At 64.4% G+C, this 23,436-nt stretch carries 24 protein-coding genes; 19 read left to right on the top strand and 5 right to left on the bottom strand.

Going from position 1 to position 23,436, the window contains the following annotated elements; translation table 11 throughout:
• Positions 1-59: 59 nt before the first annotated feature.
• Together RQH62_RS09975 and RQH62_RS09980 are read left to right on the top strand one after the other, a co-directional pair.
• On the top strand, positions 60-1,574 hold the full coding sequence (locus RQH62_RS09975) for an acetyl-CoA hydrolase/transferase family protein (protein WP_311268613.1): 1,515 nt from the start codon (positions 60-62) through the stop codon (positions 1,572-1,574).
• Between the two features lie 448 nt (positions 1,575-2,022).
• Positions 2,023-2,448 carry a hypothetical protein gene (locus RQH62_RS09980; RefSeq protein ID WP_311268614.1) on the top strand — a complete coding sequence of 142 codons (426 nt, stop codon included), beginning with the start codon at positions 2,023-2,025 and terminating at the stop codon, positions 2,446-2,448.
• A gap of 607 nt (positions 2,449-3,055) precedes the next feature.
• On the opposite strand, the gene RQH62_RS09985 is transcribed toward RQH62_RS09980, so the two are convergent.
• Entirely contained in the window at positions 3,056-3,625 is a 570-nt protein-coding gene (locus RQH62_RS09985; RefSeq protein WP_311268615.1) for a hypothetical protein, read from the bottom strand.
• A gap of 278 nt (positions 3,626-3,903) precedes the next feature.
• On the opposite strand from RQH62_RS09985, the gene rpsM reads away from it, so the two are divergent.
• The 5 genes from rpsM to RQH62_RS10010 all read left to right on the top strand — a co-directional run bounded on the left by rpsM (position 3,904) and on the right by RQH62_RS10010 (position 8,805).
• Positions 3,904-4,272 carry a 30S ribosomal protein S13 gene (rpsM, locus tag RQH62_RS09990; protein WP_120251014.1) on the top strand — a complete coding sequence of 123 codons (369 nt, stop codon included), beginning with the start codon at positions 3,904-3,906 and terminating at the stop codon, positions 4,270-4,272.
• Positions 4,273-4,347: 75 nt separating this feature from the next.
• Positions 4,348-4,737, top strand: coding sequence for a 30S ribosomal protein S11 (gene rpsK, locus RQH62_RS09995; protein ID WP_004208752.1), 390 nt, complete (start codon positions 4,348-4,350; stop codon positions 4,735-4,737).
• A 120-nt stretch (positions 4,738-4,857) separates the two neighbouring features.
• On the top strand, positions 4,858-5,919 hold the full coding sequence (locus RQH62_RS10000) for a DNA-directed RNA polymerase subunit alpha (protein ID WP_311268616.1): 1,062 nt from the start codon (positions 4,858-4,860) through the stop codon (positions 5,917-5,919).
• Positions 5,920-6,043: 124 nt separating this feature from the next.
• Positions 6,044-6,463 carry a 50S ribosomal protein L17 gene (rplQ, locus tag RQH62_RS10005; RefSeq protein WP_184269355.1) on the top strand — a complete coding sequence of 140 codons (420 nt, stop codon included), beginning with the start codon at positions 6,044-6,046 and terminating at the stop codon, positions 6,461-6,463.
• 176 nt (positions 6,464-6,639) lie between these two features.
• Positions 6,640-8,805, top strand: a complete 2,166-nt coding sequence (locus tag RQH62_RS10010) for a prolyl oligopeptidase family serine peptidase (protein ID WP_311268617.1) — start codon at positions 6,640-6,642, stop codon at positions 8,803-8,805.
• 6 nt (positions 8,806-8,811) lie between these two features.
• On the opposite strand, the gene RQH62_RS10015 is transcribed toward RQH62_RS10010, so the two are convergent.
• Complete coding sequence (locus RQH62_RS10015; protein WP_311268618.1) at positions 8,812-9,138, bottom strand: hypothetical protein; 327 nt, start codon at positions 9,136-9,138, stop codon at positions 8,812-8,814.
• Positions 9,139-9,242: 104 nt separating this feature from the next.
• Between RQH62_RS10015 and RQH62_RS10020 the strand changes: the two genes are divergently transcribed.
• From RQH62_RS10020 to RQH62_RS10035, 4 genes are all read left to right on the top strand, one after another.
• Entirely contained in the window at positions 9,243-9,908 is a 666-nt protein-coding gene (locus RQH62_RS10020; RefSeq protein WP_311268619.1) for a hypothetical protein, read from the top strand.
• Positions 9,909-9,988: 80 nt separating this feature from the next.
• Entirely contained in the window at positions 9,989-10,588 is a 600-nt protein-coding gene (locus RQH62_RS10025; protein WP_311268620.1) for an OB-fold-containig protein, read from the top strand.
• Positions 10,589-10,603: 15 nt separating this feature from the next.
• Complete coding sequence (locus RQH62_RS10030) at positions 10,604-12,319, top strand: flotillin domain-containing protein (RefSeq protein ID WP_311268621.1); 1,716 nt, start codon at positions 10,604-10,606, stop codon at positions 12,317-12,319.
• 198 nt (positions 12,320-12,517) lie between these two features.
• The gene (locus RQH62_RS10035; RefSeq protein WP_311268622.1) at positions 12,518-13,693 is read left to right on the top strand and encodes an aminotransferase; all 1,176 of its coding nucleotides are present in this window, start codon (positions 12,518-12,520) and stop codon (positions 13,691-13,693) included.
• On the opposite strand, the gene RQH62_RS10040 is transcribed toward RQH62_RS10035, so the two are convergent.
• From RQH62_RS10040 to RQH62_RS10050, 3 genes are all read right to left on the bottom strand, one after another.
• Entirely contained in the window at positions 13,648-14,160 is a 513-nt protein-coding gene (locus tag RQH62_RS10040; protein WP_311268623.1) for a hypothetical protein, read from the bottom strand. The genes RQH62_RS10035 and RQH62_RS10040 overlap by 46 nt on opposite strands.
• A gap of 70 nt (positions 14,161-14,230) precedes the next feature.
• Positions 14,231-15,007, bottom strand: a complete 777-nt coding sequence (locus RQH62_RS10045) for an SDR family oxidoreductase (protein WP_311268624.1) — start codon at positions 15,005-15,007, stop codon at positions 14,231-14,233.
• A 108-nt stretch (positions 15,008-15,115) separates the two neighbouring features.
• Positions 15,116-15,946 carry an alpha/beta hydrolase gene (locus tag RQH62_RS10050; protein ID WP_311268625.1) on the bottom strand — a complete coding sequence of 277 codons (831 nt, stop codon included), beginning with the start codon at positions 15,944-15,946 and terminating at the stop codon, positions 15,116-15,118.
• Positions 15,947-16,074: 128 nt separating this feature from the next.
• Between RQH62_RS10050 and RQH62_RS10055 the strand changes: the two genes are divergently transcribed.
• The 8 genes from RQH62_RS10055 to RQH62_RS10090 all read left to right on the top strand — a co-directional run bounded on the left by RQH62_RS10055 (position 16,075) and on the right by RQH62_RS10090 (position 23,433).
• Positions 16,075-17,058 (top strand): GlxA family transcriptional regulator, encoded by a 984-nt coding sequence (locus tag RQH62_RS10055; protein WP_311268626.1) that lies wholly within the window; start codon positions 16,075-16,077, stop codon positions 17,056-17,058.
• Between the two features lie 125 nt (positions 17,059-17,183).
• Positions 17,184-18,698 carry a DNA recombination protein RmuC gene (gene rmuC / locus RQH62_RS10060; protein WP_311268627.1) on the top strand — a complete coding sequence of 505 codons (1,515 nt, stop codon included), beginning with the start codon at positions 17,184-17,186 and terminating at the stop codon, positions 18,696-18,698.
• An 83-nt stretch (positions 18,699-18,781) separates the two neighbouring features.
• Positions 18,782-18,955 (top strand): hypothetical protein, encoded by a 174-nt coding sequence (locus tag RQH62_RS10065; RefSeq protein ID WP_311268628.1) that lies wholly within the window; start codon positions 18,782-18,784, stop codon positions 18,953-18,955.
• A 60-nt stretch (positions 18,956-19,015) separates the two neighbouring features.
• A complete protein-coding gene (locus RQH62_RS10070; protein WP_311268629.1) occupies positions 19,016-19,645 on the top strand; it encodes a nicotinate-nucleotide adenylyltransferase in 630 nt (209 codons plus the stop codon).
• A gap of 12 nt (positions 19,646-19,657) precedes the next feature.
• Positions 19,658-20,047 carry a ribosome silencing factor gene (rsfS, locus tag RQH62_RS10075; RefSeq protein ID WP_120251026.1) on the top strand — a complete coding sequence of 130 codons (390 nt, stop codon included), beginning with the start codon at positions 19,658-19,660 and terminating at the stop codon, positions 20,045-20,047.
• A gap of 169 nt (positions 20,048-20,216) precedes the next feature.
• Positions 20,217-20,639, top strand: coding sequence for a 23S rRNA (pseudouridine(1915)-N(3))-methyltransferase RlmH (locus RQH62_RS10080; RefSeq protein WP_311268630.1), 423 nt, complete (start codon positions 20,217-20,219; stop codon positions 20,637-20,639).
• A gap of 136 nt (positions 20,640-20,775) precedes the next feature.
• Positions 20,776-22,011 (top strand): peptidoglycan DD-metalloendopeptidase family protein, encoded by a 1,236-nt coding sequence (locus RQH62_RS10085; protein ID WP_311268631.1) that lies wholly within the window; start codon positions 20,776-20,778, stop codon positions 22,009-22,011.
• Between the two features lie 93 nt (positions 22,012-22,104).
• Positions 22,105-23,433: a hypothetical protein gene (locus tag RQH62_RS10090; protein WP_311268632.1), complete on the top strand. Its 1,329-nt coding sequence runs from the start codon at positions 22,105-22,107 to the stop codon at positions 23,431-23,433.
• Positions 23,434-23,436 lie beyond the last annotated feature (3 nt).

Genomic DNA, 23,436 nt, shown 5'->3' on the forward strand with positions numbered 1-23,436 from the left:
CACCAAAAGGCCACACCTGCATCCCACGCCCTTCGAAGCGGGCGAAGGAGGATGAGAGGATGACTGCAAGCCGTATCGCCCACGCCGGACTGGCCGCCAAAAGCCGGACCGCCGCAGAGGCCGCCGCGCTGATTCACGACGGCATGACCGTGGGCATGAGCGGCTTTACCGGCTCCGGTTATCCCAAGGCGGTGCCGCTGGCGCTGGCCGACCGCATCACCGCCGCCCATGCCGCCGGCGATCCCTTTCGTGTGAAGATCTGGACCGGCGCGTCCACCGGCCCGGAACTGGACGGCGCGCTGGCGAAGGCGGACGGCATCGAATATCGCCTGCCCTATAATAGCGACCCCATCGCCCGCGAACGCATCAACGCCGGGCAGATGCATTATTTCGACATGCACCTCAGCCAGGTCGCGCCAATGGCATGGCAGGGCTTCCTCGGCGATCTCGACGTCGCCGTCGTGGAAGTCACCGGCATCACCGCCGATGGCGACCTCATCCCCTCCGCCTCGGTCGGCAACAACAAGACCTGGATCGACCGGGCCAAGGGCGTGATCCTGGAGGTCAATCGCTGGCAGAACCCTGCGTTGGAGGGGATGCACGATATCTATTACGGCACCGCCCTGCCGCCCCATCGCCAGCCCATCCCGCTGGTCTGCGCCGACCAGCGCATCGGCCAGCCGACCTTCCGCTGCGACCCGGCCAAAGTGATAGCCGTGGTGGAAACCGACGCGCCGGACCGCAACGCCCCCTTCTCCCCGCCCGACGCGACCGCCCATGCGATCGCCGGCCATCTGCTCGATTTCCTCAGCCATGAAGTGCGCCACGGCCGCCTGCCCGCCTCGCTCCTGCCGCTGCAATCGGGCGTCGGCAATATCGCCAATGCGGTGCTCACCGGCCTGATCGACGCACCCTTCCACGACATGGTCGCCTATACGGAGGTGATTCAGGACGGAATGCTGGACCTGCTGGATTCGGGCAAGCTGCGCATGGCGAGCGCCACCGCCTTCTCGCTCAGCCCCGAAGCCGCCACGCGCCTGAACGCCGATATGGGCCGCTATCGCGACAAGATGCTGCTGCGCCCGCAGGAAATCAGCAATCATCCCGAACTGGTCCGGCGCCTCGGCTGCATCGCGATGAACGGCCTGATCGAGGCGGACATCTACGGCAACGTCAACAGCACCCATTTGATGGGATCGCGCATTCAGAACGGCATCGGCGGATCGGGCGACTTTGCCCGCAACGCCTATCTGTCGATCTTCATGACCCCGTCGACCGCCAAGGGCGGCAAGATTTCCGCCATCGTGCCGCATTGCAGCCATGTCGATCATATCAATCAGGATGTGCAGGTGATCGTCACCGAACAGGGTATTGCCGACCTGCGCGGCCTCGCCCCGCGCCAGCGCGCGGAGCAGATCATCGCCCGCTGCGCCCATCCCGATTACCGGCCGATGCTGGCGGACTATTATGCCCGCGCGATGAAGGGCAGTTTCGGCCTGCAATCGCCGATGCTGCCGGGCGAAGCGCTCGCCTGGCACCAGCGCTATATCGAGACAGGCACGATGCGGGGGTAGGCGCGATGGCGCGCCGGATCGACCATCCCGCCTGCCATCGTAAAAACCGCGAAGGAGCGGAATCGGCGACCCCTCCGCCGGTTCCGGACCGCATCATGCCCGGCGGGCCTGCGAGCGCACACGCAGGCCCGCCTTTTGTTAGAAGGTACGACGGCAAACGACCAATGACTGACGTCCGGTGGTCATTTTGACCTGCCCCATAGCCGTCACTCCAGCGAAGGCTGGGGTCTCAGGCGACAATAGAAGGAGGCTGGCCGGTTTGCGCTATCCGTCAATGCAGTGTGCGCCTGCCTGAGATCCCAGCCTTCGCTGGGATGACGGTTGAAGATCAAAGGAAGGGACAAGTCCGCTACCGACCATTTGCGGTCGCTTAATCGCCTAGTCGTGATGACAAGAAGCGGACGCCTTTCTATAGCTCGGCGAGTATGCCGGCATTATCCGCTTCGAGGTGAACATGGTCGATCTACGTTTCTTTCTTCTCACCGCTACGCGATATTTGGAGCGTCCGATGAAAACGACATTAGGGGAGTGTAGTGACGAGAACGGCAGTCCACGGCGTCGATCTTGGTGCTCATGGACTACCTATGGTCGCCTTGCGCGAGATGCGGGATATTGGACTGGCGAACTACCGTTAGAAGCCGAGTTAGGTGAGATTTCTGTGTCGGATGGAGGGACTTGGGGGCAGCCATTTTATTACAAGGACAACCTTGCCCATATCATTATACCCCGGACTTTTACCGAAGAGCCTTATGATATGGGTGTCTTCCGTCAATGGGAGCATGAGCAAGACATTGATGGGCTATCGTTGCTGCTGCGCGCTGCCCGGATTGATCATCATCTGTCAAAATATGCACTCGAAGTGAAACTCTTCTAAGTCAAGCACAACGCAAATCTGCCTTTTGCCGCCATCCCGCTCTCCACCCAACTCCGTCATCCCAGCGAAGGCTGGGATCTCTCTTTTCTTCAAGGGGGGAAAATCAGGCACTAGCGGGGTGCCAGCATTCGCTGGCATGACGACACAGAGGACGGTCTGAAACCACCCATCGCCGCCACACCCCACGCATAAGAGGGGCCACACATGAGAGGGGCCGCCGGGCGCTTGCGCCCCGACGGCCCATCATTGACATGGTCAGCGGCCGGAAGCACCGCCAGAAGGAAAACGTTGGTCGCGCTATCGCTCACCCGCAGACACGGCCTGTGTGTCGGCGCTCTTTGTACCCGCAGGTGAAGGGTCGACGCTGAAGGCGTCGCTCAGCGGCGCGTTTCCCGAATGGACTGAACCGACCCCATTGCTGAACCATGAGACATCGGATCACCTCCTTTCGCTATGTTGAAGCCCGCGTGACCGACTTCGCTTGTAACCTCTGATCGGCCACGAGATGGACTGTGAATCAGACGAGGGACAGGATCAAGACTTGTAATTTTCTTTTTTCGAATCATACTTTCGCGTCCGCGCTTCAGCCCGAAACGCGCCGCACCGATCAGCCCCGGCAATCCTCGATCACGCGCGACACTTCGGCCCAGGCCGGCACGATCAGCGCCTCCTGCCCGGCCACCTCCACCGCGAACTTGCCCCGGCTATAGGCGATCTGGTCCAGCACCGTATCGGATGCCGCGCGGAAAGCGACGATCTGCGGGACCGCGCCGCTGGACGCCGTCGCCGGCCAGCTGGTCGCGCCATAGCTGGTGCGCACGACGATCGCGCTCGCACTGCCTGCTCCCGCTCGCGCGAGACTCACCCGCCGGCTCGCCCGGTCGCATCGCAGCGTCAGACGCACATCGGCCGCGCTCGGCCCGAACACCGCCACGGCCCCAGCCGCCTCTGCACGATAGCTCCAGTTGCCCGGCGTCGCGGGACGATATTGCCACTCCGTCGCCACCGGGGCGGGCTGAGCCGGCGGCACCGAGGCCGGAGCCGGTCGGGCTGGGCCGGGTGTGGGCGCAGGCGTCGGCGCGGGAACCGGACGCGCCGGACCGGAGCCGGGACCGACGCAGGACGCCAGCAGCACCAGCGAGGGGAGGACAGCGACGAAGCAGGGGAGGACACGCATCCCCCTTCCATGCCGGACCCCGTGCCCCCGCTCAACCCGAAAAGGGCAAAGCGCCAAGTCGCTGCGTCCGGCCGCACGGCAATTGACACTTTTCCGCCGAATCGCTAAAGGCCCCCTTCCCCTACATGCGGCGAGCGGCGGTGCTTTTGGCACTGGCCGTCTTTTGTGCGTCTGGGGGTGTTGTAATTGGCCGCTTTTCCTCGCCAGGGAAATCCGGTTTGACGCTTTGAGATAGGGATGGCGCAAGCCGGCCCTGTGGAGCAGGAGAAACTAATACCATGGCACGTATTGCGGGTGTCAACATCCCGACCAACAAGCGCGTGATCATCGCGCTCACCTACATTCACGGCATCGGTCGCAAGACGGCCGTCGATATCGCCGACAAGCTGGGCATCGACCACAGCCGTCGCGTGCAGGATCTTTCGGACGCCGAAGTGCTCCAGATCCGCGAAACGATCGACGCCGACCTGACCGTTGAAGGCGATCTGCGTCGCGACACCGCGATGAACATCAAGCGCCTGATGGATCTGGCCTGCTATCGCGGCCTGCGTCATCGCAAGGGCCTGCCGGTCCGCGGCCAGCGCACGCACACCAATGCGCGCACCCGCAAGGGCAAGGCAAAGCCGATCGCCGGCAAGAAGAAGTAATCGTTGAGGGTCGATGCTTCGGCATGACCCTCCGACGACTTCTGCTTTCAAACGATTTCAGTAGGATAGAGCAAAATGGCACGCGAACCCCAGCGCATTAAGCGCCGCGAACGCAAGAACATCTCGGCCGGCGTCGCGCACGTCAACGCCAGCTTCAACAACACCATGGTGACCATCACCGACGCCCAGGGCAACGCGATTTCCTGGTCCTCGGCCGGCATGATGGGCTTCAAGGGCAGCCGCAAGTCGACCCCGTACGCCGCTCAGGTGTGCGCCGAAGACGCCGGCCGCAAGGCTGCGGAACATGGCGTCCGTACCCTGGAAGTCGAAGTCAAGGGTCCGGGTTCGGGCCGTGAATCAGCCCTGCGCGCCCTTCAGGCCGTCGGTTTCCACATCACCTCGATCCGCGACGTCACGCCGATCCCGCACAATGGCGTGCGTCCGTCCAAGCGTCGCCGCGTCTAAACGCAGCGCTGCATGACATGCGGGCGGCGGACGCGTCGCCCGTTTTCCCGTTTGCATCGCCGGAACGTTCCTGTCGGGTCAGGATATTCAAGCGTTTCGGCCCATCCCCAGGGGAAATACATGACTGTCAACATGAAGAACTGGCAGGAATTGAAGAAGCCCAGCAGCCTTGAGATCAAGGCGTCGGGTGACGGCAAGCGCAAGGCGACCTTCGTTGCCGAACCGCTGGAGCGCGGCTTCGGCCTGACGCTCGGCAACGCGCTGCGTCGGGTTCTTCTGTCCTCGCTTCAGGGCGCGGCGGTCACCTCGATCAAGATCGAGAACGTCCTGCACGAATTCTCGTCGCTGGCCGGCGTGCGTGAAGACGTCACCGACATCGTCCTGAACATCAAGCAGGTCGCGCTGCGCATGGAAGGCGAAGGCCCCAAGCGTCTTCAGCTGTCCGCCACCGGCCCGGCCGTGGTCAAGGCTGGCGACATCAGCGTCGTCGGCGACATCGAAGTGATGAACCCGGATCTGGTCATCTGCCACCTCGATCAGGGCGCAACCCTGAACATGGAACTGACCGCTGACGTCGGCAAGGGCTATGTCCCCGCCGTCGCCAACCGTCCGGCAGATGCGCCCATCGGCCTTATCCCGATCGACGCGCTCTACTCGCCCGTCCGCCAGGTCGCCTACAAGGTGGATAACACCCGCGTCGGCCAGGAACTGGACTATGACAAGCTGTCGCTGACGCTCGAAACCGACGGCACCGTGACGCCGGAAGATGCAGTGGCCTATGCCGCCCGCATCCTTCAGGACCAGCTCCAGCTGTTCGTCCACTTCGAAGACGCGCTGCCTGCCGCCGCTCCTGCTGCGGGTCACACCGCCGCTGCGGCTTCGGAAGGCGAAAGCGACACGAACCAGATCAACCGCTATCTTCTCAAGAAGGTGGACGAACTGGAACTGTCGGTCCGCTCGGCCAACTGCCTCAAGAACGACAACATCATCTATATCGGCGATCTGGTCCAGAAGACCGAAGCCGAGATGCTGCGCACCCCCAATTTCGGCCGCAAGTCGCTGAACGAAATCAAGGAAGTGCTGTCGTCCATGGGCCTGCGCCTGGGCATGGACATCCCCGGCTGGCCGCCGGAGAATATCGAGGAAATGGCCAAGAAGCTCGAACAGGAGCTGCTCGGTTAAAAGGTACGGGGCCGGGACAGATGTTCCGGCCCGGTTCCTTGATGGGGTTATGTGGGCGGTCCCCTCAAACACCGCCTGGTCTGGGATACCTCACACGGTCCCTTAACGAACGAAGGAAAGACACATGCGTCATAAAGTTGGTCATCGTAAGCTTCAGCGCAGCACCGGTCATCGTACCGCCCTGCTTCGCAACCTCGCCGCCTCGCTGATCAAGCATGAGCAGATCCTGACCGGCACTGCCAAGGCCAAGGAACTGCGTCCCTACGTCGAAAAGCTGATCACCCTCGCCAAGAAGGGTGGCCTGTCCAACCGTCGTCTGGCCGACGCACGCCTGAAGGACGACGCGCAGCTGACCAAGCTGTTCGACGTTCTGGCCGAGCGTTACAAGGACCGCAACGGTGGTTACACCCGCGTGATCAAGGCCGGTTTCCGCGCTTCGGACGCGGCGCCGATCGCGATCATCGAGCTGGTCGACCGCGACGTCGATGCCAAGGGCCAGGACAGCGGTCCGGTCTTCAGCAGCGACGAGCTGGAAGAAGCCTGATCTGACCGGTCCTGACTGACAGGACCGGAGCATTCTGAAGTCGGCTGGAACAGCCGACGACCCGCAGAATGCGGAAAAGACTAATGCTTTACCAACAGGCCGTGGCTCTCTAGGGGAGCCACGGCCTGTTGTCGTTTTGACCCGGTGCCGTTTTGAAAAGAGTTGATCGGAAGAGGATGCGCGCCGCTGCCCTGATCCTGCCGCTGCTGCTGGCGGCCACGCCTGCCCTTGCCGGGCCGGAGGGCGCCGCCATCGACGCGGGCGATGCGACCCTGCGCTATCCGATCGCCAAGAGGCTGGACCTGGTCGAGGATCATTTCGGCGTAAAGGTCGCCGACCCCTATCGCTGGCTGGAAAACGACCTGCGCGCCGATCCTGCCGTGCGCAACTGGGTCGATCAGGAAAACAGCCTGACCCGCCGCTATCTGGACGAACTGCCGGGCCGCGAAGCGCTCAAGGGGCGGATACAGGCACTACTGTCGCATGGCCGCTTCACCGTCCCGCGCAAGGCCGGCGGCCGCTATTTCTACGGCTATAACAAGGGGCTGGAGAACCAGACCCCGCTCTATGTCCGCGAAGGGCTGGCCGGCCCACAGCGCCTGCTGCTCGACCCCAATGGCTGGGCGAAGGACGGCGCCAGCGCACTCGCCGAATGGGTGCCCTCCCCCGATGGCCGCACCCTCGCTTATGCGGTGCAGGAGGCCGGCAGCGACTGGCGCACGCTCCAACTGATCGACGTCGACAGCGGCAAGTCGCTGGACGACCGGGTCGAATGGGTCAAATTCTCGCAAATCGCCTGGGATGGCCGGGCGGAAGGTTTCTTCTACTCCCGCTTCGCTGCGCCGCAGGATGGCGAGGCCTATCAATCGGCGAACCAGAACCAGCAGCTCTATTATCACCGCGTCGGCACCGATCAGGCCCAGGACCAGCTGATCTACGACACGCCCGACCGCCCCGCGCTCAGCCATCAGGCGCAGGTGACGAGCGACGGCCGCTGGCTGCTCATCAGCAGCTTTCAGGGCATAGATCCGCGCCGCGAACTCCATGTCGCCGAACTCACCGGCGGTCCGGTCAAGCCGCGCCTGCTGATCAAGGGGCCGGCCCATGACTGGCGCCTGATCGGCAGCCGGGGCACCAGCCTCTATTTCCTGACCGACGATCATGCCGCCCATATGCGCGTCGTGACGCTGGACGCTGCCAAGCCCCGCAGCCGTCCCAAGGAGGTCGTGCGCGAAAGGCCCGAAACGCTGGCCGGCGGCTCGCTGGTCGGCAACCGCATGATTCTCGCTTATATGAGCGACGCGCAGACCGTCGCCGAACTGGTCGAACTGGACGGGCGCAAGGTGACGGACGTGCCGCTCCCCGGCATGGGCACGGCGGCCGGCTTTGGCGGGCGGGAGGGCGATCCCGAAACCTTTTTCAGCTTCTCCGGCTTCGTCACCCCGGCCAGCATCTATCGCTTCGACACGACCAGCCTGAAGAGCGAATTGTTCGCCCAGCCCGACCTGCCCTTCAACCCGGAGGATTTCGGCGTCGAACAGCGGCTCTACCCGTCCAAAGACGGCACGCTGATCCCGATGACGGTCATCCGGCGCAAGACGCTGGCCGACCGGGCGATCGCCGCGCCGACCATCCTCTACGGCTATGGCGGCTTCAACATCAGCCTCACGCCCGGCTATTCGGCCACGCGCATGGCCTGGCTGGAACAGGGCGGCGTCTATGCCATCGCCAATCTTCGCGGCGGCGGCGAATATGGCAAGGCCTGGCATGAGGCCGGTCGCGGCGCGAACAAGCAAAATGTGTTCGACGATTTCATCGCGGCGGCGGAATATCTGAAGGCCAATGGCTTCACCACGCCCGATGGCCTCGCGATTGAAGGACGCTCCAACGGCGGCCTGCTGGTCGGCGCCGTGGTGAACCAGCGCCCCGACCTGTTCGCCGCCGCGCTCCCGGCCGTGGGCGTGATGGACATGCTGCGCTTCGACCGTTTCACCGCCGGCCGCTACTGGGTCGACGACTATGGATCGCCCGAAAGCGCGCAGGATTTCCCGCTGCTCTACGGCTATTCGCCCTATCACAATATCCTGGGCGGCAAGGAGTATCCCGCCATCCTCGTCTCCACCGCCGACACCGACGACCGGGTCGTCCCCGCCCACAGCTTCAAATATGCCGCCGCGCTTCAGGCCGCCGACCTCGGCGCCCGCCCCCGCCTGCTCCGCGTCGAAAGTCGCGCCGGCCATGGCTCCGGCAAGCCGGTCGACAAGCTGATCGAGGAATATGCCGACAGCTACAGCTTCGCGGCGTATTTTACCGGGCTGAAGATCAAGGCAAAGCCGGAATAGACCCGTTCACCCGGATTCCAGTACCGCAATCACCATTCCATGCCCGACAAGTTTCGCACCTTCCCGAATGGCCCATTCCTGCCCCGGCTGGATAGAGCCCTTCAGTTCCGGCCATATCCGCATCAGAATATCCCGTTCAATCGTTCCGCCGGGCGCAAGGCTCTCATCCTCTGCCAGATCGATGGCTCCCATGCACATGCGATCGTCTCCGGCATCACAGAAATGATGGTTAGGACGATAGGGCACGCCACCGATCAAAGGCGTGCTTCGTCCTCCTTCTGCGGTTGCCAGCATATGGATGCGCGCATGGATCAATATCGCGTCGTCGGACATGATGACAGGCTAATCCCGCTTCATCGCAACGACAAGGCTATCGCCCGTTCACCCTCTGGACAGCCGATCGCAGCTATGGCTCTCTTCATCGCAGGAGGCGTAGCATGAAGATCGGACCCAAGACCCGCTGGATGACAGGTGCGCTGGTTGGCGCAGGGCTGCTGCTGGGCAGCGTCAGCGCGGCCGAGGCACGCCCGCGCTATGGTTATGGTGGGGGTTATGGTGGGGGTTATGGCGGCGGCTACGGCAATGGCTGGGGTCATGGTGGCTGGGACCGGCATCACCGCCGCGGCAACGGATTCGGCGTGGGCGATGCGATCGGCGTCGCCGCCATCATCGGCGCGGTCGCCATCGTCGCCAATTCCATGAACAAGGACAAGAAGGTCCGCGATCCTAACACCGGCGGCGAATATGACGCACCCCCGCCCCGCACCGGCACCGACTATGGCACCGACATCCGCAATGACCCACGCCCGCGCAACGACGCCGATTTCTCCGACGTGGCGGGTACGAGCGGCCCCGACGACGCCATGACCGACGCCTGCGCCGTTGCCGCCCGCGACGAAGCCGAGCAGGAACATGGCGGCTATGCCGAAGTCCGCCACATGGAAACGCCGATCGTCACGGCGGACGGCTATAATATCGACGGCTATGTCGAAAGCCGCACCAGCTATCGCGCCAGTGACGGCGCCAGTCGCCGCTTCACCTGCGCCATGAAGAATGGCCGGGTGGCGAATGTCTACATCAGCCGCGATCTGGTGATGCAGTAAAATAACACAGTCGAGTCGCTTTATCCTGTCCCGGCCTCCATTCGTCGTCTAGCATTGATGGCGAATCAGGAGGTTAGGGAGTGGAGGCCTTTCTTTTCGCCCCGGAAAATATCGTCTTCGTGTCGGCGCTTCTGCTGATGCTGCTGATCGGCGCCGTGCAGGCATTGGGCTTTGCCGGTGACGCCGATCTGGATCTCGATAGTGACGCCGACCTGCTCGGCTGGCTCGGCCTTGGCCGCCTCCCCCTGCTGGCGCTGGTCGCCCTCTTCCTTACCCTTTTCGCGATCATCGGCCTGCTGGGCCAACAGGCGGCGCATGACCTGTGGGGCGGCATGATCACCCCCTGGATCGCCGTCCCCGCCGCCGGCGTCGCCGCCCTGCCAGCCACGGGGCTTGCCGCCCGCATCGTCGCGCCGCTCCTGCCGCAGGACCACACCACCGCCATCCCGCTCGACCATCTGGTCGGCAGCCATGCCCGCATCGTCACCGGCCGCGCCACCAGCGGCTCCCCCGCCCGCGCCCGTGTCGAGGATCATCATGGCCAGGCCCATTATGTCATGGTCGAGCCCGACAATGCGGGCCAGGCGCTGGAAGAAGGCGAAGCCATCCTGCTCGTCCGCCGCGACGATCATATCTTCCGCGCCATTTCGCATGGCGATCATTATCTGCCCCACCTCTAAGTTCAGGAGACAGACATGACCCTGCCTGCCGTCCAGCAAGGTTTTTCCATCCTTCCCTATGCGATGATCGCGGGCAGCGGCCTGCTGGTCCTGATCGTGCTGGGGATCGTGATCGCCCGTCTCTACAAACGGGCATCGAAGGAAATCGGCTTCGTCCGCACCGGCTTTGGCGGGGAAAAGGTGGTGATGAACGGCGGCGCGCTGGTGCTGCCGATCTTCCATGAGACGATGCCGGTCAACATGAACACCGTCCGCCTTGCCGTGGAGCGCAAGAATAGCGACGCGCTGATCACGCTCGACCGGCTGCGCATCGACGTGAAGGCCGAATTCTACGTCCGCGTCCGTCCCGACGCCCAGTCGATCGCCACCGCCGCGCAGACGCTGGGCATGCGCACCATGAACCCGGAGGCGCTCAAGGAACTGGTCGAGGGCAAGTTTGTCGACGCGCTGCGCTCGGTCGCGGCCGGCATGACCATGAACCAGTTGCACGAACAGCGCGGCGACTTCGTGCAGAAGGTGCAGCAGGTGTCCTCGGTCGATCTCGCGATGAACGGTCTGGAGCTGGAAAGCGTCTCGCTCACCGGCCTCGACCAGACCTCGATCGAGCATTTCAACGCCAATAACGCTTTCGACGCCGAAGGTCTGACCAAGCTGACCGAGCAGATCGAGTTGAGGAAGAAGACAAGAAACGACATCGAGCAGGATACCCGCGTCCAGATCGAGACGAAGAATCTGGAGGCCGAGCGCCAGTCGATGCTGATCGCGCGCGACACCGAATTTGCCCGTCTGGAGCAGGAGCGCGAGGTCGAGATGCGCCGCGCCGTGCAATCGGCGGAAGTCGCCCGCGAACAATCGCTGCGCCAGCAGGAGGCGGAACAGGCCAAGATCGAAGCGAAGAAGCTGGTCGACAGCCAGCAGATCGAGGCGGATCGCGCCGTGCAGCAGGCGAAGATCCAGCAGGCCCAGTCGCTCGAACTCGCCCGGCAGGAACAGCAGATCGCGGTCCAGAACAAGAGCCGCGAGGAAAGCCAGGCTAAGGCGCAGGCCGACGAAGCCCGCGCCAAGGCGGTCGCTGCCGAGGAACAGGTCCAGACCAGCCGCGCCACCGAGATCGCCGAACGCGCCAAGCGGATCGAACTGATCGACGCCTCCCGCGAAGCCGAGCGCGCCGCCATCTCGATCCGGGTCGAGGCGGAGGCCGAGAAGCAGGTCGCCGCCGACCGCGCCGAAGCGCTGCGCGTCGCCGCAGAAGGTGAAGCCGAAGCCGCCAAGCTGCGCGCCGAGGCCGACCGCGTCCGCTTCGAGGTGGAAGCCGCCGGCCAGCGCGCCGTCAACGAAGCCGCGAACCTGCTGTCGTCCGACCAGATGTCGCTCCAGACCAAACTGGCGCTGCTCAAAGTCCTGCCCGACCTGATCCGCGAGGCGGCCAAGCCCATGGAATCGATCGACTCGATCAAGATCGTGCAGGTCGATGGCCTGACCGGAGGCGGAACTTCCGGTACGGACGGGCTGGCAAGCGTCGGCGGCAACGACCAGAATCTCGCCAGCGCCGCCGTCTCCGCTGCGCTCCGCTACCGCGCGCAGGCCCCGGTGATCGACGGGCTGATGAAGGAACTCGGTCTTGACGGCTCCAGCCTCGACACGCTGGTCAAGAGCGCCGTCGATCCGGCGCCCGTCGCCCCGGTGATCGTGGAGCGGATTCTCCCGGAAAAGGACAAGACGGAAGGATAAGGGCCAGGCCGTCCCGTATCCCGCCGTCGCATGAATGGGAAAAGGGGTGGCAACACGATACAAGCCCCTCCCTTTCGAGGGAGGGGAGAATCAAGGTCCGTTCCTGATCGTCGGCTTCAATGCCATAAATGAAGGGCCGCCCCGCTTATAAACCATCCTCGCTTGACCCATGTCCCGCCATCGGGAACATCCCGTCGCATGACCGACGCGCGCTCCCTCGGCCACCCCGTCTATCGGGACATGCCAACCACCATCTTCGAGAAAATGTCTGCCCGCGCGCGGGAGACGGGCGCGATCAATCTGGGGCAGGGCTTCCCCGAAGGCCCCGGCCCGCATGACGTGCTGCAAGCCGCCGCCGACGCGCTGCTGAACCGGTCCAGCCAATATCCGCCGATGCCGGGCCTGATCGAACTACGCACGGCCATCGCTGCCCATTATGCCCGCCACCAGCAGCTCGACCTGACCCCGCAGGAGATTATCGTCACCTCCGGCGCGACCGAGGCGCTGAGCGCCAGCCTGCTCGCACTGGTCCGGCCGGGCGACGAGGTGCTGATGCTCGCCCCGCTCTACGACGCCTATCTGCCACTCGTCAAACGCGCCGGCGGCATCCCGAAAATCGTCACGCTGACCCCACCCGACTGGCGCATCACCCGCGAAGCACTGGCGGCAGCCATCACCCCGCGCACCCGTATCCTGCTGATCAACAATCCGATCAATCCGACCGGCATCGTCATGCGGCCGCAAGAACTGGCGCTGCTCGCCGACCTGTGCGTCGCGCACGACCTGATCGCCATCTGCGACGAGGTATGGGAGGAGACGGTCTATGACGGCCAGCCGCACCAGCCGCTGATCGGCCTGCCCGGCATGCGCGACCGCACGGTCAAGATCGGCTCAGCGGGCAAGATCTTCTCCGTCACCGGCTGGAAGGTCGGCTGGATGTGCGCCGCCCCGCCACTCGCCACCCTCCTCGCTCGCGCGCACCAGTTCCTGACCTTCACCACCCCGCCCAATCTGCAATGGGCGGTGGCGGAGGGGCTGGGCTGGCCCGAAAAGTGGCTGAACGACCAGCGCGCCGCCTATCAGGCGTCGCGCGACCGGCTGGCCGCCGGGCTGGAGAAGGCCGGCTATGCCGTCCTGCCCAGCGGCGCGACCTGGTTCCTTTCGGTCGACCTGCCGGCGTCGGGCATCGCGCTGGATGACGTCGGCTTCTGCGAACGCATCATCGACGAAGCGGGGGTGGCCGCCATCCCCCTCTCCGCCTTCTATCCCGCCGATCCTGCCACCCATCTGGTCCGCCTCTGCTTCGCCAAGAGCGACGCGACGCTGGATCAGGCGATCGAACGGCTGGCCGCCTTCCGCGTGACGCTGGGCTGACGCAGGATCGCCGCGCCCAGGATCAGCATCACGATCAGCAGCAGGCCCTGCGCGGCGAGGAAGGGCGGCTCGCTCCCGGTCGGCGCCAGCAGGTTGAGCGCCGGCACCTTCAGAAAACCCTGCACAACCAGCACGAACAGGTTCATCCACAGCGCCGCCGTCGCGCTCACCGCGTAAACGCCCCGCGCCCAACCCCGCAGCTTCAGGCCATAGAGCGCCACAAAAGCGACGATCAGCACCAGCGTCGAGACGATCCCCACCCCGATCGCCGGCGTGAAGCCCCGGAACGGAAAGAGAAAGCCGGTCAGGCTGGTGAGCAGGGTGGTGACAAGGAAGATCGCCTGCGTCCGCGGCAGGAAATGCCCCTTTGCCAGCGCCGGCAGGGCAACAAGCCCCGCGACGATGCCGACCAGACTGATCGCGACATGCAGCGCGATGAAAGCGGGAATGGAAAGACCGAGGATCATGATATATCTCCTTGGAATGCTCTCTCAATTCCGTTCGCCCTGAGCCGAACGGTGCTATTGGAAAATTGGTTCAAACCCGATAGCGCTCCGCCGCATCCTTGCGCGACAGGTTGGGCCGCAACGCCGCCCGCGCGGCGAGATAGGCGTCGAGGTCGCCCCGCTCCGGCAGCGCCGGAATGGTGATCGCCTCCCCCATGTCCAGCCCGGCCAGCGCGGCGTCGACCATCACCTCGACATCCATCACCATCGCATCAGGGATGCTGGCGATCTGCTCTTCGGTCCAGATGGCGGTGCGGGTAATGCCCGGCAGCACCGCCTGCACCTTCACGCCCTTGCCACCCAGTTCGACCTGCAACGCCTCGGTAAAGGCCAGTACATAGGCCTTGCTCGCCGGATAGACCGCCGTGAAGCCATCGGGCATCAGCGCCGTGACCGACGTGATGTTGATCAGCGTCCCCGCCCCTTTCGCGGTGAAACGCGGCGCCACCGCCCGCGACAGCCGCGTCACCGCCAATATATTGAGGTCGATCAGGCCGGTCAGATAGGCCGGGTCCGTCTCGGTGAAACTCTGCTCGCCGGCGATCCCGGCATTGTTGATCAGGCCGGTAATGGCGTCATCATCGCGCAACCGCGCCTCGATCCGGGCAAGGTCGTCCGCCTTAGACAGATCGGCCGCGATCACCTCGACGCCGACCCCGGTACTGCGCAACTCTGTGGCCAGCGCCTCCAGCTTCTCCGCCCGCCGGGCAACGAGGATCAGATTGGCGCCACGCTTCGCAAAACGATCGGCATAGACCGCGCCGATGCCGTCTGACGCGCCGGTGATGAGAATGGTTTCATTGGTCATGTTCAATCTCCTTCGATCAAATCTCGACCTCCGTTCGTGCTGAGCCTGTCGAAGGGCGCATGTGTGCTTCGACAGGCTCAGCACGAACGGAGGCAGGTGCTTCGTTTTTCAGCCGTTGATGAAATCGAGAAGGTCGGCGTTGAACCGATCCTGATGCGTGACCGTCAACCCATGGTCCGCCCCTTCATATACGATCAGCACCGCATCCGTAACGACCTTGACGGTCGAAAAGGCGGACGCACCGATCGGCACGATCTGGTCGTCATCGCCATGCAGGACCAGCGTGGGCACATCGACCTTGGCCAGGTCCGCATGGAAATCGCTTTCCGAAAAGGCGCGGATCGAATCGAGCTGCCCCTTCAGCCCGCCCATCATCCCCTGCCGCCAGAACTCGTCCCTGATTCCTTCCGAAATCACCACCCCGTCGCGGTTATATCCGTAAAAAGGGATGGTCAGATCGCGGAAAAACTGGCTGCGATTGTCGAACGTCCCCTTGCGGATGCCGTCGAACACTTCGATTGGCAGCCCACCCGGATTGGCCTCGGTCTTCAGCATCAGCGGCGGCACGGCCCCGATCAGCGCCAGCTTGGCGACCCGCGCCGTACCATGGCGGCCGACATAGCGGGTGACTTCGCCACCCCCGGTCGAATGGCCCACCAGCACCACATCCTTCAGGTCAAGCGCCGCGATCAGTTCGGCCAGATCGTCGGCATATTGGTCCATATTGTTATCGTCCCACACCTGATCCGACCGACCATGGCTGCGGCGGTCATGGGCGATGGTGCGGAAGCCGCGTTGGGCGAAAAACACCATCTGCGCGTCCCAGGCATCGGCGCTCAGCGGCCAGCCATGGGAAAAGACGATCGGCTGGCCATCGCGCGGCCCCCAATCCTTGTAGAAGATGCGGGTGCCGTCCTTGGTGTTGATGAAATTGCTCATGATGAAAGTCCCTTCTGTCTCGTGAAGGGCGTCCTCACGCCCTGTGCTTGCAGAAGTAGGGAGAAAAGCAGAGGATCGGGATTGGCGGTTCCGACATTAAGCGGGCCGATTCCGACAAAGGCGCGATCATGACCGCTACCCAGCCTCCACGGGCCGAAATCGGCATCCTCCTCTATCGCGACTGCCAGCAGGCGATGGTCCATGGCATGACCGACCTGCTCGCCATCGCCGGGCAATTTTCGCGCCAGCATGGCGGCCCGCTCGTGCGCGTCAGCCATTGGCATATGCAGGCCGGCGGTGGCTTCGCCCGCTGCCACGACACGCATGATGGCCTGCCCGGCACGCCCGACATCTGGCTTATCCCCGGCCGCCTGACCGGCGTGCCGGATGCGCAGGAGGCCGCACCCTATGCAAGCTGGCTGCTCGATCGCCATGCACAGGGCGCCACCCTTGCCTCCAATTGCGGCGGCGCCTTCCTGCTCGCCGCCACCGGTCTGCTCGACGGTCGCCCCGCCACGACCCACTGGTGGTTCGCCGAAGCGTTCCGTACCCGCTTCCCGGCCGTGAAGCTGGATTGCGACCGCATCGTCATCGACGATGGCGACATCATCACCGCCGGCGGGCTGATGGCCTGGACCGACCTTGGCCTGCGGCTGGTCGACCGTCTGCTTGGCCCCACGGTGATGCTCGACACCGCCAAATTCCTGCTGGTCGACACCGCCGGGCGCGAACAGAAGCATTTCGCTCGCTTCATGCCGCGCCTGACCCACGGCGACGAAGGGATTTTGAAGGTCCAGCACTGGCTCGCCGCCCGTGAAGCCAAACCCGTCAGCGTCGGCGAGATGGCGGCGCAGGCGGCCCTGGAGGAACGCACCTTCCAGCGCCGCTTCAAGGCCGCGACCGCGATGACGCCGATCGAATATGTCCAGCATCTGCGCATTGCCCGCGCCCGCGAGCATCTGGAATTCACCAAGCGCAGTATCGACCAGATCGCTTGGAGCGTGGGCTATGAGGATGCCGCCGCCTTCCGAAAGCTGTTCCACCGCCTCGTCGGCCTGTCGCCGGGCGACTATCGCGCGCGCTTCGCGGCACCGAACGCGCAGGCGGCATGATTCCTATCAATAGTTAGCTAACTATCGAATTTATCAGTACGATTCACTTGTCCAACTCGCTGTCTCACTTGCGGCCTCCGCCTCCGCCCGCTAGGTTCTCGTTTCGTTCCAGACAAGGATATGCAATGGACAGCCTGGCCGCCCTTCTGATCGCCATCGCCCTGTTGATCGGCCTCGCCGTCGGCTGGCTGCTCCGGGAGAAGGCGCTGGCGCCGCTGGCCGCCGAAAAGGCCGATCTCGCCGCCAAGCTGGACCTTGCCGCCAGCCAGCGCAACGGCGCGATCGCCGAACTGGCGGTCGAGCAGGAGCGCGTCCATCAGGCCGCGACCCAGATCGCCCGGCTCGAATCCGCCCAGCAGGCCGCCGACCAGCGGCTCGACGTCATGCAGATCGCCGCCACGCAAAAGCATGAAGCCCTGCAAGCCGCCGCCGCCCAGCGGATCGACTCTATCCAGGCCGACCGTGAAGCGGCGCTGCGCGAACTGGCCGCGCTCAAGTCGGATACGCAGGCCCGCACCCAGGCCTTCGAGCAGCAGATCGCCGCGCTCAAGGATGCCAAGGAACAACTGTCCGCCCAGTTCAGCGAGATTGGCGGCAAGCTGCTGGATCAGGCCCAGACCCAGTTCCTGACCCGCGCCGACCAGCGCTTCGCCCAGGCCAACGAGAAGAGCGAGGCGCAGTTAAAGACCCTGCTCAACCCGGTCGAAACCACCCTCAAACGCTATGAGGAGGGCCTTGCCCGCGTCGAGAAGGACCGGGTCGGCAGCTATGCCGAGTTGCGCGAAGCGGTGCAGCAGGTCCATCTGGGCCAAGGTCAGGTGCGTGAGGAAACCGCCAAGCTGGTCAACGCCCTGCGCGCCGCGCCCAAGACGCGCGGCCGCTGGGGCGAACAACAGTTCAAGAACCTCATCGAAACCGCCGGCCTCTCTCCCTTCGTCGATTTCAAGGAAGAGGTTTCGGTCGCGGTCGAAGACGGCCGGATGCGCCCCGACTTCGTCATCAACCTGCCCGGCGACCAGCAGATGGTGGTCGACGTCAAATGCTCGCTGGTCGCCTATCTGAACGCCGTCGATCAGGTCGATCCGGCGCTGCGCGACGCGCATATGCTCGACCATGCCCGCGCCATGCGCACCCATGCCGACGCGCTGGGGCGCAAGGCCTATTGGGAACAGTTCGACAAGGCGCCCGACTTCGTCATCATGTATGTCCCCGGCGACAATTTCGTCACCGCCGCGCTGGAAGCCGACATGGACCTGTGGGAACGCGCGGCCAAGAATCGCGTCATCATCTGCGGTCCCGCCACCTTCCTCCCCCTCGCCCGCACGCTGGCGGGTCATTGGCGTCAGGCCAAGATGCAGGAACAGGCGCAGCAGGTCGGCCAGTTGGGCAAGGAGCTATATGAACGCCTGTCCGTCGCCGCGACCCATTTGAAGCGCCTCGGTTCCGGCCTCAACAGCGCCGTTTCCAATTACAACAGCTTCATCGGCAGCTTCGAAAGCCGCGTCCTCTCCACCGGCCGCAAGTTCCGTGACCTCGACATCGAAACCGGCGGCAAGGAGATCGAGGCGATGGAGCCGCTCGACGTCCTCGCCCGCGACGCGCAGGCGGACGAAGCCAAGGCGCTGCCGACCGCCGAGTAAATAAAGCAGGAACAAGCCTCCCCGCCCCGCGTATCTTATGCAGAAGCGACGCAGATCAGCGCAGTCGCGGGTCGGAGAGTGTCATGTGGAAGGCCATATTGTTCCGCCGCCCATTGCGGCGGCATGAAGACAGGACGGAAAAGATCGCACCCCCGCGCAAAGCTGCTCCCATCATGGACGGTCCCTTTGCCGACCTGATGGAAAAGCTGGACCGCATTCCCTACCGGCGCCAATGGAAACGCGCCTCCCATCATTGACCGGACCGCTTTTCGTCGCTCCCCATTGCCGCCCCGCCCCCGCGCTGGCATGGCAGGCCCATGAAAAAGATCGGCCTGCTCGGCGGCTCCTTCAATCCGGCGCATGATGGCCATCGCGGCATATCCCTTTTCGCCAGAGAAGCCCTCGACCTCGACGAAATCTGGTGGCTCGTCTCCCCCGGCAATCCCCTCAAACCCGCAAAGGGCATGGCTCCGCTGCCTGCGCGCCTCGCTTATGCCCGCAAGGTCGCCCGCCGTGCCCCGATTCGCGCCACCGCGATCGAAAGGCATCTGCGCACCCGCTACACCGTCGATACGCTCCGTGCGCTGACCCTGCGCTACCCGCGTAACCGCTTCATCTGGCTGATGGGCGCCGATAATCTGGCGCAATTTGGCCAATGGCGCGACTGGCGCGGTATCGCCCGGCAAATGCCCATTGCCGTTATCGCCCGTCCGGGCTATGATAGGGGTGCCCGTGGCTCTGTGGCCATGAGCTGGCTGCGGCGCTTCGTCCGGTCCGCGCGCCAGAGTGCAGACTGGACGAATTGGAGACCACCGGCGCTCGTGCTATTGCGCTTTCGCCCTGATCCAAGATCGGCGACCCTGCTGCGGCAGGCGGACCCCCTCTGGCATCGCGAATATGAAGCAACGTGTGTGCGCGATCCGCTCACGCGTCGGTACGTCATCTAGATTGGAGTTTCATTGTCTAACCTCGCCCCTGCCAACGATCCGGCTTTCGCCGCCGATTCCGTGGCCGCCCTCCATGCCCTCGTCATGCAGTCGCTCGACGACGACCAGGCGCAGGAAACCATCTCGATTCCCTTGGAAGGCAAAAGCAGCATCGCCGATTATATGGTGATCGCCAGCGGCCGTTCGTCGCGTCAGGTCGCAGCGATCGCTCAGCATCTTGCCGAACGGATCAAGAAGGAAACCGGCCGCTCCGCCCGTGTCGAAGGGCTTCCGGTCGCCGACTGGGTATTGATCGACGCCGGCGACGTGATCGTCCACCTGTTCAAGCCGGAAGTGCGCAGCTTCTACAATCTGGAACGGATGTGGGGTTTCGTCGACGCGCCGGTCGCAGGCAACGCCTGAAGCTATCCGTCCGTTCGTCCTGAGTAGCTGCTGAGCCTTTCGACTGCCTGCTTGCAGCAGGCGCTCAGGGTAAACTTCACCGGAGGTGAAGTCGAAGCGGCGTATCGAAGGATTGCGCGGATGCTTCGATACGGGGCTGCGCCCCTACTCAGCATGAACGGAGTAGGGTTTGCTCCTCCACATCATCGCGCGCGGCAAGATCGGGCGCTCGCCGGAGGCCGAACTGGTCGATCGCTACTTCAAGCGGCTGACCATGCCGCACAAGATCACCGAAATGCCCGACCGGGGTGGCAAGCTGCCCCCCGTCGGCCCCGGCACCGTCACGGTCATGCTGGACGAAAAGGGCAAGCAACTCGGCTCCATGGACTTCGCCCGCCGGATCGAGGGCTGGCGCGATGCGGGCACCCGCGAATGCCGCTTCCTGATCGGTGCGGCGGACGGCTTCGATGATGCCGACCGGGCCAATGCCGACCTGCTGATCGCCTTCGGCGCGATGACCTGGCCGCATATGATCGCCCGCGCGATGCTGGCCGAACAGCTCTGGCGCGCCTGCTCGATCCTCGCCAATCATCCCTATCATCGCGAAGGCTGAAGCATTCTGAAGTCGGCTGGCACAGCCGACGACTCGCAGAGTGCGACCAATAAAAGAAAGAGCGGCAAACATCGTTCGCCGCTGGAAAGCCGCCCGCTTTCCGCCTAGTCAGGACCGATACAGGGCAGGGCATCGGGTGAAGCGCAATCTCCTCATCGCTGGCGGACTGGCGGGCCTGTTGGCCCTCGCCGCCACGCGCCTGCCCGCCGCCGACGACAGTGCCATCATCCTGTCCGGCACCGCCGGCACCACGCTGGCGCAGGAACAGCAGGCGCTCAAAAACGCCCGCCGCCAGTCGGACGAAGCCCGCGACCGCTCCGCGCGCCTCGAACAACAGGCCGGCGCCGCCCGCGACGAAGCCGAACAGGCCCGCCGCCGCGCCGCCGCGCTCGCCGCCCGCATCCAGCAGGCGGAGGCGAATATTCAGGCAGCCCAGGCCCGCATCGCCATCATCAACCGGCTGCAACGCGCCCAGGCCGCCCGCCTCGCCGCGAAGCAAGAACCCGTCGTCCGCCTGACCGCCGCGCTCCAGATGATGGCCCGCCGTCCGCTGACGCTGGCACTGGTGCAGCCAGGGTCCGTCGCCGACGCCGTCCATATGCGCGCGGTGCTGGGGCAGGTGCTGCCGGTCATTGAACAGCGCACCGCCGGCCTGCGACAGGAACTAGACAAGAGCCGCGCCCTGCGCGCCACCGCGCAACAGGCCGCCGACGCGCTGACGCAGGCGCAGACCGACCGCAAGGACCGTCAGACCGCCCTGGCTGCCCTCGAAGCGCAAAAGCGCGTCGCCGCCCGCGACTATCGCGCCAATGCGGGACTGGAGAGCGAACGCGCGCTGGCGCTGGGCGAGCGCGCCCGCGATATCGTCGACCTGATGGACCGGCTGGAGGAAGCGGGCGACCTGCGCGATCGGCTCGCCGTCCTGTCCGGCCCGCTGCTCCGCCCCGCCCGCCCCGATCAGGCCGCCGCCCCCGCTCCGGACCGAGAGACATCCGCCGGCGGCCCGCCCCCTTATCGCCTGCCGGTCATCGGTCAGCTCATCACCGGCATGGGTGAAGTCAATGACGGCGGCGTCCGCTCGCGCGGCCTCACTCTGGTGACGCAACCCGGCGCGCAGGCGATCGCCCCCACGGCGGGCCGCATCGCCTTTGCCGGCCCCTATCGCGACTATGGCCAGATCCTCATCATCGACCATGGGCAGGGCTGGACCACGCTCATAACCGGACTCCACCGCGTCACCGCACAGGTCGGCGACAGCGTGCGGCAGGGCGACCCCGTCGGCATCACCGGCCCCGAACGCCCCAACATCACCGTCGAACTGCGCCGCAACGGCCGGCCTGTGGATATCGTGCCACTGGTGGGACTGGGGTAAAGGCAGGAACGATGTTTATCGTTGAGCGCTGATGCGATTACCCATAGCGTGACAATCCTGACAGCATAGCAAGTTTGGAACTATTTCAAGACGATGATGGAAGAGGCAAAGCAGATGGACGCCGCCGCCGATGCGGATTGGGCGATCAGCTTGAACGGATTGCAGGGACCGGACCAGCTGGGCCGGGTGTGGATCGCACAACCGCTGGCCGTCGGTGATGACCGGCTGGTCTTTTCCGGCCATGTCGCCAATGCTGGCAATGGCGTGGCCGTCACCATCCGGCATGGCAGCGACGTGCTGGCCAGTTGCATCGCCGCGCCGGGCTTCGTCGTGGACGTGCCGGCGCGCAAGGGCGTATTCCATGTCTGCATGACCGTGCGGCAGGAGCAGGGGCGCGATGTCATCTGCCGCTGGGAGGTGGCCGACCAGGAACGGCAACGGCTTTCCCTGACGGGCATGGTCAAGCGCGGCGGTCCCAGCCCGGACATTCCGGCCACGGGCGCACAGACCCTGCTCGGCCGCATGGGGCAGTTGTTCCTCAGCCACGACACCAACGACAGCGTCGCCCAGTTCACCCGGCCCGGCGCGCTCGGCGATGTCAGCGTGCGCAGCTGGACCGATCTTTTCTCGCGCTTTCCCGGATGGAAGTCGGACTTCGGCCTGCATCGCATCAGCCTGCTGGTCGCGCCTGCTAAGGAAGAGATATTGCGGGACTATTATCCCTTTCCCCGCGCATCCGGGACGATGTTCGACGACTTCCTGAAGCGGTTCAAGGATGAACCGGTCATCATGCCCCGCTGGGAACTGTGGAATGCCCGGACGCTCAGCTTCGCGGAAACGGACACGCACTGGACCGACTTTGGTGCCATGGTCGCCGCGCAGACTGTGCTCAAGCGCTGGGAATTGCCCATTGATGGCATGCCTCAGGCCTTCACCGTCAAGCAGAAGATCGGCGACCTCGGCCTCAAACTCCATCCGCCCAGTTCGAACTTCGAACTGTGCTTCAATGAGAAAATGTCGGACCGGCTGGTCTTCGACAACGGCATCCACAATCATGGCTGCGTCCGTATCTATCGCAACCCGGTGGCGCCAATCGGGGGCAAGCTGCTGATCTTTGGCGACAGTTTCGGCACCAATCTGGCCGAAGCCATGTCTTATGCCTTCCGCGAGGTCGTCTATACCTATCAGCCTGCCGGGGTAGATCCCGAACTCGTGGCAATGCTCGCTCCCACGCACATGCTGCTGCAAATCACCCAGCGCTTCATCCATGGCGCGCCGGCGACCAATCATTCGATCTTCGAGCAGGGCCGGTCCAAGCTCGCCAGGATGGGCGAGGCGGAACGAACAAAGACCCTCGCGCACCTTGCCGCCACGCCAGAAGCGTTCAGGTCACTGGCCGCACCCTTGCTGCAATCCCATTAACCT

It is taken from the genome of Sphingobium sp. WCS2017Hpa-17 (genome assembly GCF_031843765.1).
Lineage (GTDB): Bacteria > Pseudomonadota > Alphaproteobacteria > Sphingomonadales > Sphingomonadaceae > Sphingobium.

What these genes read in the sequence shown, in the direction of transcription:
- RQH62_RS10070 (WP_311268629.1), top strand. Translation starts at nt 19,016, where the DNA reads ATGAAAAAGATCGGCCTGCTCGGCGGCTCCTTCAATCCGGCGCATGAT.
- RQH62_RS10040 (WP_311268623.1), bottom strand. Translation starts at nt 14,160, where the DNA reads ATGATCCTCGGTCTTTCCATTCCCGCTTTCATCGCGCTGCATGTCGCG.
- RQH62_RS10035 (WP_311268622.1), top strand. Translation starts at nt 12,518, where the DNA reads ATGACCGACGCGCGCTCCCTCGGCCACCCCGTCTATCGGGACATGCCA.
- RQH62_RS10020 (WP_311268619.1), top strand. Translation starts at nt 9,243, where the DNA reads ATGAAGATCGGACCCAAGACCCGCTGGATGACAGGTGCGCTGGTTGGC.
- RQH62_RS10050 (WP_311268625.1), bottom strand. Translation starts at nt 15,946, where the DNA reads ATGAGCAATTTCATCAACACCAAGGACGGCACCCGCATCTTCTACAAG.
- rpsK (WP_004208752.1), top strand. Translation starts at nt 4,348, where the DNA reads ATGGCACGCGAACCCCAGCGCATTAAGCGCCGCGAACGCAAGAACATC.
- RQH62_RS10030 (WP_311268621.1), top strand. Translation starts at nt 10,604, where the DNA reads ATGACCCTGCCTGCCGTCCAGCAAGGTTTTTCCATCCTTCCCTATGCG.
- rmuC (WP_311268627.1), top strand. Translation starts at nt 17,184, where the DNA reads ATGGACAGCCTGGCCGCCCTTCTGATCGCCATCGCCCTGTTGATCGGC.
- RQH62_RS10015 (WP_311268618.1), bottom strand. Translation starts at nt 9,138, where the DNA reads ATGTCCGACGACGCGATATTGATCCATGCGCGCATCCATATGCTGGCA.
- RQH62_RS09975 (WP_311268613.1), top strand. Translation starts at nt 60, where the DNA reads ATGACTGCAAGCCGTATCGCCCACGCCGGACTGGCCGCCAAAAGCCGG.
- RQH62_RS10000 (WP_311268616.1), top strand. Translation starts at nt 4,858, where the DNA reads ATGACTGTCAACATGAAGAACTGGCAGGAATTGAAGAAGCCCAGCAGC.
- RQH62_RS10065 (WP_311268628.1), top strand. Translation starts at nt 18,782, where the DNA reads ATGTGGAAGGCCATATTGTTCCGCCGCCCATTGCGGCGGCATGAAGAC.
- rplQ (WP_184269355.1), top strand. Translation starts at nt 6,044, where the DNA reads ATGCGTCATAAAGTTGGTCATCGTAAGCTTCAGCGCAGCACCGGTCAT.
- RQH62_RS10055 (WP_311268626.1), top strand. Translation starts at nt 16,075, where the DNA reads ATGACCGCTACCCAGCCTCCACGGGCCGAAATCGGCATCCTCCTCTAT.
- RQH62_RS10010 (WP_311268617.1), top strand. Translation starts at nt 6,640, where the DNA reads ATGCGCGCCGCTGCCCTGATCCTGCCGCTGCTGCTGGCGGCCACGCCT.
- RQH62_RS10090 (WP_311268632.1), top strand. Translation starts at nt 22,105, where the DNA reads ATGATGGAAGAGGCAAAGCAGATGGACGCCGCCGCCGATGCGGATTGG.
- RQH62_RS10045 (WP_311268624.1), bottom strand. Translation starts at nt 15,007, where the DNA reads ATGACCAATGAAACCATTCTCATCACCGGCGCGTCAGACGGCATCGGC.
- RQH62_RS09985 (WP_311268615.1), bottom strand. Translation starts at nt 3,625, where the DNA reads ATGCGTGTCCTCCCCTGCTTCGTCGCTGTCCTCCCCTCGCTGGTGCTG.
- rpsM (WP_120251014.1), top strand. Translation starts at nt 3,904, where the DNA reads ATGGCACGTATTGCGGGTGTCAACATCCCGACCAACAAGCGCGTGATC.